Source organism: Methanosarcina barkeri 3 (assembly GCF_000970305.1).
Taxonomy (GTDB): Archaea; Halobacteriota; Methanosarcinia; order Methanosarcinales; family Methanosarcinaceae; genus Methanosarcina; species Methanosarcina barkeri_A.
In genome coordinates, this window is record NZ_CP009517.1 from 3,770,842 (window position 1) to 3,782,739 (window position 11,898).

Here is an 11,898-nt window from a genome sequence, read left to right on the forward strand (position 1 = left end):
TACACAGGAAGTTCAGTAAACCGATGTAATAAACAAATTCTCAGTCTTTGGGACTATACGTAATTAGTCTCGCTGAGTTCATTATCACTGGAATTGATGAAAGTTCGTGCAGCAGCGCCCCTGTTACGGGTGTAAGTATGCCAGGTATAGTCAATATAACTGCCATAGAGAGGACACTAAGCGAGAACACAACGTTTTGCCAGATAGTACTTATTGCCTTCTTGGACACGCTTATAAGGTATGGAATTTTTAAAAGGTCATCAGATAATAGTCCAACTTCTGCTGTTTCTATTGCCACATCCGTTCCGGTAAGTCCCATAGCTATTCCTACATCAGCTGTGACAAGTGCCGGACCATCATTAACACCATCACCTACGAAGATAATTTTATGACCTTCAGACTGTAGACGTTTCACAATTTTGACTTTTTCCTGGGGCATTACCTCGGCATATATATCATTTATACCAAGAGTTTTAGCTGTCTGTTCCGCAACTACTTTGCTGTCACCTGTAACCATTATTGTCTTTATTCCAAGCCTATGAAGGCTCTCTATGGACTTTTTTGACTCAGGCCTGATTTTGTCCTCAAACATTAGTAGTCCGGCGATTTCGTTATCAATTCCCATTATGACTACGTTACGGCCCAGTTGAGATTGTTTTTTAATGCTTTCTTCAGCTTCATGAGAAATTGATAAATTAAGTTCAGATGCTTGTTTCAGACGGCCTATAAAGATATTTTTTCCTCTGGTTTTAATTTTTATACCTGCTCCTGATATGGATTCAAATGATTCTGGATCCGGGATTAAGAACCCTTTCTCTTCAGCAGTTTTGACAACAGCTTTTCCAAGAGGGTGCTCGCTGAATTTCTCTGCGATAGCAGCCAATAACAATAAGTCTTCATCTTTATTGTTGTTCAATGCTATGATACCGGCAAGTTTTGGTTCACCATGAGTAAGTGTCCCGGTCTTATCGAAAATAACGGTATCTATCTTCGCCATAGACTCTATCGTAGCTCCTTTTTTAATAAGATTGCCTCTTAATGCCGCGTTACCAACCGAAGCAACAAGTGCTGTAGGTGTAGCGAGTACCATCACGCATGGACAAAACACTATTAGCATAGTAATTGCTCGTGTCAGGTCTCCACTCCACCACCATAGCAGGATGCCTAAGATAATTGCAGTAGGTGTGTAAAATTTAGCATGGTTATTCAAGAGCCTTTCTACGTTTGGTTTCTGAGTCTGGGCTTCCTCAATCAAACGATGGATTTGCCCAAGGGTCGTTTCATTTCCGACTTTAGTTGCCAATATTTCCATTGCACCTACTTCATTAAGACTGCCTGCAAAAACATTGTCTCCTTCTTGTTTATCGACTGGCAAACTTTCTCCGGTAATAACAGCCTGATTTACTGAAGCAGTGCCCGAAACAACAGTGCCGTCAACAGCAACACGTTCTCCGGACTTAACCAGAATCGTGTCCCCTACTTTAACTTCCTCAAGAGGTACTACAATATCATGTCCGTCACGTCTGACTGTGACTCTATCAGGCAGTAATTTCGCCAGGGATTCGAGTGCCTTTCCTGCTCTCGCAGAGACAAACTCCTCCAGCATGCCTCCAAGAAGCAAAAGTACGGCTACGACTGCAGCAGCTGAATACTGTCCGATTGCAATAGCAGCAATTGTTGCGATAGTAACCGGGATATCAGCAGTAAAGTCTCTTTCTTTAATTCCCTGGTAGGCAGACCACCATATAAACGATGATCCTACCAGTGCAGATAATAAATATAACCAGTTGCCTTCGCCTGAGTTATTTCCTTCTGACAGCATATTCTGCGGATACATAACTATCGCTATTATAAGCAAGACCCCGCTTGCTACAGTAAATAACGTTCCAGGCTCAAGTAAAAAATCCTGATAACGAGTAGCTAGGATACGAATGCTGCTCCAAAAACCTGTAGTACGACTGTAAGTGTTATCCGTCATATTATCTACCCAAATAAAATAAAATTTTAGATGCTAAAATCTATAAAGGTTAATAACATAAAACTATTGCTATTTATTACGAAATAATAAAATTAGGTTTAATTGTAAGAAACAAAAGTTGTGCTGATGAAAATATCTCTAAAGCAGCTAAAGGAACTCGACTGAAACAACAACTTTAGCTCCAGGGCAAATAACACGTACCAAAATTAAAAATAAAAATCTAAAACCAACCAGCTAAATTTACATTACAATACTAATTTATTATATTAAGTATTATATAAATTTACTATATTAATTACTATATAAATTTATTATATTAATTTACTACAACTGTATTATGCCCGGATCTATCAAAACTTTCTCCCGCTGTTCCTTTTCAAAAGGATTATATCATATAAATCCTAACTATGTTAAACTCTTCATTATTACAAATCCGAATGATTGTGTTAAACCTGAACAGATAAAGATTGAGGTTTTAAAAATGACAGAAAAACTCGGAATTCTGGCTATAGGCCATGGGAGCAAGCTGCCTTACAATAAGGAAGTAGTCACTCAGATCGCAGATTATATCGCACGGAAACACTCGGATGTCGTTGTCAGAGCCGGCTTTATGGAAAACAGTGAGCCAACTCTTGAAGAAGCAATTGAAGGCTTTTCAGGCACCGGCGTGACAAAAGTTGCAGCAGTACCGGTTTTCCTGGCGTCTGGAGTTCATATTACAAAAGACATTCCGAAACTCCTGGGTCTGGATGAAAATGGCTGCGGTACAATGGAAATTGACGGAAAAGCCATACCTCTGTGCTATGCAGATCCTCTCGGGGCCGATGAGCTTATCGCTGACCTTGTATTCAAGAGGGTTCAGGAAGCCCTTTAAATTCATACAAGAGGTCCGGTTTTATCATGGACCTGTATCGGAAGAAGGTCGCCGTGCTCGACCTGACCCACGGCGGCATTCCTATAGCAAAAAGCCTTGCAGCCGCGGGAAATGAAGTAAGCGGAATCGATGTATACGGAACAGTCAAGCCTGAAATACTGCTTGAACTGGAGGAGAAGTATGGGATACACTGCTCAAAAACTCCTCTTCCGGTCTCCGAATTTGATCTCCTGGTCGCACCTGTGCACCTTGATCCTGCCTACACGATGCTTACAGAAGCCAGGGAACAGGGAAAAGATATCTTTTCGCACCATGAAATCGCCGGAGAAATTCTAAAAGGCGATTCAAGGCTTTCAGGCATAAAAACGGTGGAGGTCACCGGCGTAAAAGCAAAAACAAGTACTGCATCCCTCCTGGCCCATATGCTCTCCAGGAAGTTCGAAGTAGTACTGCATACTTCACGAGGGCTCGAATATTGGAAAGAGGGTTCTGCTTCTCTGATTTATAAGGGCCTGAGCATAACTCCAGGAAGTATTCTGGTTGCAGTTGAAAAAGCTTTTGAGGCCGGAATCAGGCCTAATTTTTTTATATTCGAAATCTCGATAGGAGGCACAGGTACTGCTGATCTGGGGATTCTTACAACCCTTACCCCGGACTACGGGATTGCGAATAATACAGCCCTTGCAAGCGAAGCAAAGCTCCAGCTTGTAAAGCACGCAAAACCAGGAAGTACCCTTCTAATAAATGCAGGAGCCAAAAAAGCCCTTCAAGCTGCAAAAAAGGATAACATAAAAGTTATAACCTTCAAAGACCCATTCGGTAACCAGCTTTCCGAAATTCCAGGCCAAATAGTTGACTTTGTGCTGGAAACCGGACCCGGGACTTCAGCCCTATCAGTTCCCTCAGAGTTTGTAATATCTTCAGGCTTACCAGGGCCAGATAGACTATCAGGGTCAACCGATCTATCAGGGCCAATTGATCTATCGAGCTCAGCCAACCTATCAGGTTTATTGATGCAAACCAACTCAACCGAGCTCCAGGCTTCGCCTACAGCTTCAGGTTCTTGTATTCGCTTTTTGCATAGGGGAAAGGAAATTTTATCAGCATCCCTGCGTCCAGGATATAATGTGTCGGCTTACAGGACTGCTTTTGTCGCAGCATCGGCAGCCGCCCTCGAATTTGGAATCGAACCTGAGGCTGTGATAGCGGTAATTGAAGGATTCGGAGGACTTTCAGGCAGGATGCAGGAAAAGGAAATGAACGGCATTTCCCTGATAGATAATTCCAATTCCGGCATGGATATCATCTCGGCCGAAAAAGCCCTTGATTACGCTCTTCTTAAGAAAAAGGATGAAAAAAAGGAGAATATTATTCTTGTGCTGGGCGAAGAAGCCTCTCAGGTATGTGAAGGGCTGCCTCCTGAACTCGTGCAGGGCTTTGTGAATAAATTCGGTACAAAGTGCAAACAGGTTATCCTGGTAGGAGAAAGGATGAAAGCAGTCAATGGGAAAAACATTTCATATGCACGGAGTCTTCCAGAAGGGCTTTCAAAAGCCTTGAAATTTGCAGGAGGCGAAGATATAATACTTTCTTCGGTAAAATGCTTCCGTTAAGGATTTCTTTTATACGCGGTCTTTTCACTGAAGAATTGTTGAAGAATTACCGGAGAGTAAGGGAATTACCATAGAAGTTCTACCTGAAATAAAAGTCGTCTGAAAGAAAAATCGTCCGAAAGAAAAATCGTCTGAAAGAAAAATCTCGGATACGATTTTATTAACTCAAACAGACTAAACTCAGGCTTCAGTCCTTTCGCCGAAATTTTTATGATAGAGTTTTATACAGGCTCTTCCAATCTGTATTCGTTTCCATTACTCGCTTTAATTTCAACTAATCGTGTTTCCCAATCCTATTGCGATACAGGTGGTAGTTCATATCCTGAGGACACGGGAACTTTCAGGGAAATACATTCTACCATTCTTATCAATATCCCTATTATCCAAATAAGAGGATTTGTCATGGCTGAAAAAGAGATTTCAATCATTCATCCCCGCCCAAGCTCCATTGTTGCGGCTCTTTATACTCTGAGAGATTTAAATGTTGATGTCGCTATCTTGCATGGGCCTCCCGGATGTTCCTTTAAACATGCAAGGCTGCTCGAAGAAGACGGTATACATGTGGTTACCACAGGCCTCGATGAAAACGGTTTCGTTTTCGGAGGGCATGACAGGCTTGTACAACTTATCAACAAGTCGGTTGAGCTTTTTAACCCTAAAGTTATCGGTGTTGTAGGAACCTGCGCCAGTATGATTATAGGAGAGGAGATGCATGACGCCGTGCTAGAGGCAAATCCTGATGTTCCTGTAATCGAGGTTGAGGTGCACGCAGGCTATCATAATAACACAAAAGGAGTACTCTTTGCTCTGGAATCCGCACTCGATGCAGGGATTATTGATCATGCAGAGTTCGAGCGTCAGAAATACCTTCTTGAAAAAGCTACGGAAGTGGAAAAAAAGTTCGGAGCTGCAAGCAAAGAATATCTTGCCCCTTCACGTGGGGATGTAAAATACAAAGCCGCACAGCATGTAATTCAACTCCTCAAGGAAGGCAAAAAGGGTCTTGTCATCATGAATGCCAAAAAAGAAACCGGCTACATGTTTGCAGACATTACCCTTGCAGTCAATGAAGTTGCAGCAGCTCTCGGAAAAAAAGAAAACCTTATCAATATGGCAAATATCGACACAGAACTCGGACTTCCCAGAGTAAGGCAGCATGCCGAGTATATAATGAGAGACTTAAAAGCACATGGAGTTGAGGTGCATGAGATTATTGGCGGCATGGACGAGTACCCGATTGCAGGCGAAAAGGTCAGCGAATTAATAAAAGAAAAATACAGTGACTTTGATTTTGCAGTCATTACGGGTGTCCCGCACGCAATCCCTATGGAGCACATAAAGGACATGGAGCTCATTTCAGTCACTAACGGCCCGAGACAGGTTCTCCCCTTAAAAGAGATGGGTCATAAGTATGTGCTGGTAGAAATTGACCTTCACCCGAAAACGCTTGGAGTCAGTGAGATTGTAGAATCCGAGTTTGGAGCTACCTTAAGGGAAGTTGCAAAGGAAGACTGAGAAGGAAGAGCCGGGATAAAATCAGGAGGAAGATCCTTTGAAAAACCAGAAGATCATAGCGATCTACGGAAAAGGCGGCATAGGTAAATCGAGTACGGCTTCAAATGTTGCCGCCGCCTGCGCCGAGGCAGGAAAGAAAGTCATGATTATAGGCTGCGATCCTAAAAGCGACTCATCAATCACCCTGCTTGGAGGCAAGAGAATTCCAACAATTCTCGACCTCCTGCGTGCGGGTGTGGACGTAAAGAAAGAAGATGTGGTCTTTGAAGGGTATGCAGGCGTCAAATGCGTGGAAGCAGGCGGTCCCGAACCGGGTATAGGATGTGCGGGGCGAGGAATTATTGTTGCCATCCAGAAACTGAAAAGCATTTCAGGAGATCTCTTAAAAGAGCAGGATTTGATCATTTACGATGTGCCCGGAGACATCGTCTGCGGAGGGTTTGTTGCTCCTGTCAGGAAAGGGTTCGTAAATGAAGCTTATGTCCTGACTTCAGGAGAGTACATGCCCCTTTATGCAGCAAACAATATCTGCAAAGGCTTATCGAAGATAGGAATGCCGCTTAGCGGGGTAATTTGCAATTCAAGAAATGTGAGCAGGGAAGAGGAGATCGTTTCGAAATTTTCGGAGGAGATAGGCAACCAGCTTATGGCTTTTATCCCGAAGAGGCAGGCAGTTCAGGACTGTGAAAGGGAAGGTTACTCTGTAATGGAAAAAGCACCCGAATCTGATATTGCAGAAATCTACCGCAAGCTTGGGAAAGCGATCCTTGAAAACGAAAAAAGAGTTACGGCCGATTCCCTAAGTGATGAGCGGTTGAGGGAATTGACAAAATAAGTTAGAGTAGCAATAGTTAACTAAACACATCAGGGGTATCGAAAAAATGCTCAATAATAAGCAATCCGCAGCAGGGAACATTCCCAGAATTCTTATTTCTGCAGACCGTTCGTCCTCAGGCAAGACTACAATCTCTATGGGCCTGATGGCCGTTCTAGTTTCAAGGGGATATAAAGTCCAGCCCTTTAAGGTCGCTCTGGACTATATAGATCCGAGTTATCATACTGAAATAACTGGCAGACCCTGCCGGAACCTTGACAGCTATCTTATGGATGAGAACGGGATTCTGGATGTCTATACTCATGCCTGCGAAGCCGGCGAGAAGGCGGATATCGCGATTATTGAAGGAGTTCGCGGGCTTTACGAAGGTTTTGAAAGCTTAAGCGACCTTGGAAGCACTGCCCAGATTGCAAAGATCCTTAAATGCCCAGTAATCTTTGTAATCAATGCCCGTAGCATTACTCGTTCGAGTGCTGCCCTTGTCAACGGATACAGGAACTTCGACCCTGATGTGGAAATTGCAGGGGTTATCCTTAATAATATAGGAAGCCTCCGCCATGCCGAAAAAGCAAAAGAGGCAATAGAACACTATACAAGCATTCCGGTTATCGGAATTGTTCCAAGAGACCCCGCTATGCAGATTTCCATGCGCCACCTCGGGCTTATGCCAGCTCTCGAAGGCCGAAGACGGCTTGGGGACGGAGGTTTTGAAGCCCGTCTTCACGGCATTGAAGAAATCATAAATAAAGGAATTGACGTAGACCGCTTTATGGAAATCGCAAAAAGCGCAAAGCCTCTGAAAAGCCCTGATAATAGTGTTTTTTCTTCGGTCTCCGGTGCCGGTATACCAAAGCCAAAGATAGGAGTAGCTCTTGATGAGGCTTTCAATTTTTACTATCGTGATAACATCGATCTCCTGAAACTTACAGGTGCAGAAATCGTTTACTTTAGCCCTGTTAGAGACAACTCACTTCCCGAGGTTGACGGGCTCTATATAGGGGGCGGTTATCCCGAACTCTTTGCAGCCGAACTTGAAGCTAATGAGTCCATGCGCCGGGATATAAAAAAGGCATCTATTGCAGGCATGCCTATTTATGCCGAGTGCGGAGGGCTTATGTACCTTACGGAAAAAATAAGCACAGGTATTCCCGGAAAAGGCACCTATCACGATGCCTCAATGCCGGAGTCTACATATTCAATGGTAGGGGCCCTTCCAGGGCATACTATTATGGGACAGACAAGAGTGGTCAGCTACAATATAGGAACCCTTAACAAGGACTGCATTCTTGGGAAAAAAGGCAACAGCTTCAAGGGACATGAATTCCACCATTCTGAAATAAGGGAAATTCCTGAGGATGCCGAATTTGCAATAACTCTGTCAAGAGGTACAGGCATAACGAACGGCATGGATGGACTTATTTCTGAAAATACTCTGGGCTCTTATGCCCACCTGCACGGAGTTGCGTACAGGGAACTTGCAAGTTCACTTGTAGAGGCTGCAAGAAAGTTTCAGGAATCCAGGATTCTTCTGTGATGCGTGTAGGCTCCTTCCTTAGTGCATGCAAACATTACCTTTTATATGCAGGTCGAAAAAGCAATATTATATTAATTGATTATAACAACTTAGATTACAATAGATAAGACTGCAATATAGATAAGACTGCAATCGATCAAATTACAATAAATTAGATTACAATAGGTAGACTGTAACAGATCGAATTACAATAGATAGACTGTAACAGATCGAATTACAATAGATTGAATTACAATAGATTGAATTACAATAGATTGAATTACAATAGACCGGATTACAATAAATAAAAATCACGACAAACAGGATTATAAGAAATTATTTTAATAATAAGTTTATTTTAACAATAAATTTATTTTAATGATAAATTATTTTATGGAAGTCTAGATCAAGAGAAATTACGCTATAGCAAATTTGACTACAGCAAGCCAGATTGGTAAAGAACTTATTTTCGTTTCATTTTCTTTTCAGGTGAATCTATTGAAAACACAACTTAAAGGAGACCGGGTCCTTGCCGGAAAGGAAGCGGTAGCCGAGCTTTATAAAAATGGTTACTTCGGGCGCCCTAAAGGGGACGGGCTTGAGCTCTCACTTGTAGAAGCTGCTTTTCTCCTGTCCAGAGGAAAACTCGAAATTGAACTCGAAGGCACACTGCTCGATTTCAGAGCTTTTTTCGAACAGGCTTCTTTGAGGCAGCCGAATTTTGAGCTGAAATATATAGTATATAAGGACCTTAAAGAGAGGGGGTATTATGTCCAGCCATCAGCTACGGATTTCAGGGTATATCCAAGAGGCAGCCACCCTGGTAAAAGTGCAGCAAAAATTTTTGTGCACGTCCAGTCTGAGAGGCAGCTCCTTCCCGTAAAACTCCTTCAGGACTCGGTTGCCTCGGCAGAGAACGTACACAAGCAATTTATCCTTGCTGTGGTGGATGAAGAAAGTGACCTTACCTTCTATGAAGTTAAAACCGCAGTTTCTAAAGGAGAAATGCCTGAACCGTATCCTGCCGTCAAAAGCGATTCCACTTTCCTGGAGGACAGGGTAATAGCCTGGGATGCTCAGGCTTCGGAAACTCTTTATAAGAGGGGCTTTTACGGGAAAATGCTGGACTCTGAAAGACTACAGCTTTCCCTTGTTGAATCCCTTTACCTCTTTTCCGGAGGTGTGATAACAGTTCGGGACAGGAAAGGTAAAGTGTTTTCGTTTGACGAGTTTATCGAGAAAGCCTCGGAGATTGAGAGCTCTTTCTTGAGAAAGTACAATGTATATAAAAATCTCAGGAATTCAGGAAATGTAGTCAAAACCGGTTTTAAATTCGGAACGAATTTCAGGGTATATAGAAAGGTCGAGTCAATAGAGAGAATTTCCCATTCGGAATATCTTGTAAATGCTATTCCTGAGGATTTTGAGTTCAGGCTTTCGGTTATGTCAGGAGCTGTCAGGCTTGCAAACAGCGTTAGGAAAACAATGCTTTTTGCGGTTGAGCAAGGGGAGGAAATCGAATATCTTGACATCAGCCGGACGAAAATGTGAGATTCTTGTCAAGGGTGAAGTATATGTGGGATATTATTGCAGTAGACATCTCTGGCAGGCACAGGATCAAAGGAGGCTACTATATGGTATGTGCGGCAGCAGCGCTTACGATTTCGGCGAACCATATCGAAAAAGTCAAGCAGATAAAAATCCTTCCCCTCTGGCAAAAAAGAGCTCCCAGCCTGCTGGACGTCGTACAGCTAATCGAAGACACAGCTGACCAGCTTTCCTTTGAGGGTACGATTGTGGCAGAAAAGGGAGACATGTATAATAAACCCAAATGGGTGACCGAAAGTATGTTTTCCAGGGCTTTTAAGTATCAGGAATCAATTGCCGAGAGACAATCGATCGAACTCGTGCACCATATTTCCCTGAGCGCCCGTAATTTACTGATAAAAGAACTTGAAATCGAGGCGTAAAAATTTCAGCTGAACAGAAATCCAATAAAGGATCCGGTAACGGAAACAGAGTAATTCTCGTTAAAAGAACAATTCCCAATTCGGACCCTGAACGTGAAGAATATCTCTTTCAGGAGTTCAGAGAACTTGCAAAGGCTGCAGGTTACCTGCCAGTTGGTGAGCTTAAGCAAACCAGATATCCAGATTCGAAATATCAACTAGGTAAAGGGAAAATAGAGGAACTTGCCGAACTTGTCAGGAGTACGGGTGCAGAGAAAGTAATTTTCTATAACAGGCTCTCTACAACCCAGCTCTTCAATATCTCGGAAATCTGCGGATGCCATATTATCGATAAGTTCCAGCTCATTCTTGAGATCTTTGCAAAAAGGGCAACCACCCACCGCTCAAAACTTCAGGTCGAACTGGCAAGATTGAGATATGAAGTGCCCAGAGCAAGAGCTGTTGTTTCTCTCCTTAAAAAGGAGGAGAGGGCAGGCTTCATGGGGCTTGGAGACTACGAGGATTCTTATGAACAGGACCTGAAGAAGAGGATAACAAGGATTCAGAATGAACTCGAATCTGCAGAAAAAGACGATGAATCTTTGAGAGCTTTAAGGCATAGAAAAGGTTTTTCCTTAATTTCCCTTGCAGGATATACAAACGCCGGAAAAAGCACGCTTTTTAACGCAATTGTAAATGAAAGCGTTGAGGCAAAGAACATGCTTTTTACAACGCTTGTGCCTATGACCCGAGCTCTGGACCTGGGAGGACGAAAAGCTCTTTTAACCGATACCGTGGGATTTATAGAGGATCTTCCTCACTGGCTGGTTGATGCCTTCAAGTCTACCCTTGATGAGATTTTTCTTTCGGACCTTATACTCCTTGTAGTGGACGCAAGCGAAAAACCCGAAACAATCCTTCAGAAACTATCAACATCTCACGATACTCTCTGGGACCGAATACAGGGAGTTCCCATTATTACCGTACTTAATAAAGCAGATCTGGTTGATGAATCCGAATTTGACGCCATTATGGAACATGTAGGGTATATGGCCCCGAACCCGGTCTTTGTCTCTGCAAAAAAAGGCACCGGGATGGATGCTCTAAAAGCCGAGATAATGAAACACCTGCCTCCCTGGTGTTTTTGCTCTCTTTCTCTTCCGAATTCGGAAAAAGGGATGTCAATACTCTCCTGGCTGTATGAAGAAGGAATCGTGCATAGAGTTGAATTTGGACAACAGATTCTTGTAGATTATGAAGCCAGAACAGAGATAATTAACCGTGCACATGCTCTCCTTGAACCTCAGGAAGCTCAAAGAAGTGAATGATCCTGGTTAGATGTTCCTAAAAAGCCTGAATTTCGAGTCCAAACTTTTTTGAGAAAAAGTTTGATCAAAAAGCAGGTCTTTTAGAAACATCGGACTACAAATTTTTTCAAAAATTTGGATAAAATATGTCTAATATTTTTGTTTCGAGATGTATACATTTCCTTACTTTTCTGAATAATATAAAGCTTTTTTAATATTAAGAAAACTACCGGAATATTGACAGAGTGTTTTTCAATATCGGTTTCTAAGAGAGTTTTTCGTATAGTCCGAATACTGTTCGCATATATACGAAA

9 protein-coding genes are annotated in these 11,898 nt (G+C 42.6%); 8 read left to right on the forward strand and 1 reads right to left on the reverse strand.

The genetic code is table 11. From position 1 onward, the window contains the following. Nucleotides 1-40 precede the first annotated feature (40 nt). The gene (locus MSBR3_RS15405; RefSeq protein WP_048109072.1) at nt 41-1,978 is read right to left on the reverse strand and encodes a heavy metal translocating P-type ATPase; all 1,938 of its coding nucleotides are present in this window, start codon (nt 1,976-1,978) and stop codon (nt 41-43) included. Between the two features lie 337 nt (nt 1,979-2,315). On the opposite strand from MSBR3_RS15405, the gene cfbA reads away from it, so the two are divergent. From cfbA to hflX, 8 genes are all read left to right on the forward strand, one after another. After that, nucleotides 2,316-2,852, forward strand: coding sequence for a sirohydrochlorin nickelochelatase (gene cfbA, locus MSBR3_RS15410; RefSeq protein ID WP_155396836.1), 537 nt, complete (start codon nt 2,316-2,318; stop codon nt 2,850-2,852). 26 nt (nt 2,853-2,878) lie between these two features. Next, nucleotides 2,879-4,465, forward strand: coding sequence for a coenzyme F430 synthase (gene cfbE / locus MSBR3_RS15415; protein ID WP_048109073.1), 1,587 nt, complete (start codon nt 2,879-2,881; stop codon nt 4,463-4,465). Between the two features lie 402 nt (nt 4,466-4,867). Then, complete coding sequence (cfbD, locus tag MSBR3_RS15420; protein WP_048109074.1) at nt 4,868-5,980, forward strand: Ni-sirohydrochlorin a,c-diamide reductive cyclase catalytic subunit; 1,113 nt, start codon at nt 4,868-4,870, stop codon at nt 5,978-5,980. 37 nt (nt 5,981-6,017) lie between these two features. After that, nucleotides 6,018-6,815 (forward strand): Ni-sirohydrochlorin a,c-diamide reductive cyclase ATP-dependent reductase subunit, encoded by a 798-nt coding sequence (gene cfbC, locus MSBR3_RS15425; protein WP_048109075.1) that lies wholly within the window; start codon nt 6,018-6,020, stop codon nt 6,813-6,815. A gap of 46 nt (nt 6,816-6,861) precedes the next feature. After that, nucleotides 6,862-8,349 (forward strand): Ni-sirohydrochlorin a,c-diamide synthase, encoded by a 1,488-nt coding sequence (gene cfbB / locus MSBR3_RS15430; RefSeq protein ID WP_048109076.1) that lies wholly within the window; start codon nt 6,862-6,864, stop codon nt 8,347-8,349. Nucleotides 8,350-8,826: 477 nt separating this feature from the next. Beyond that, nucleotides 8,827-9,879 carry a tRNA-intron lyase gene (endA, locus tag MSBR3_RS15435; RefSeq protein ID WP_048109077.1) on the forward strand — a complete coding sequence of 351 codons (1,053 nt, stop codon included), beginning with the start codon at nt 8,827-8,829 and terminating at the stop codon, nt 9,877-9,879. A gap of 23 nt (nt 9,880-9,902) precedes the next feature. After that, complete coding sequence (locus MSBR3_RS15440) at nt 9,903-10,298, forward strand: DUF2209 domain-containing protein (protein WP_048109078.1); 396 nt, start codon at nt 9,903-9,905, stop codon at nt 10,296-10,298. Between the two features lie 2 nt (nt 10,299-10,300). After that, nucleotides 10,301-11,605 (forward strand): GTPase HflX, encoded by a 1,305-nt coding sequence (gene hflX / locus MSBR3_RS15445; RefSeq protein WP_048109079.1) that lies wholly within the window; start codon nt 10,301-10,303, stop codon nt 11,603-11,605. Nucleotides 11,606-11,898: the final 293 nt, after the last annotated feature.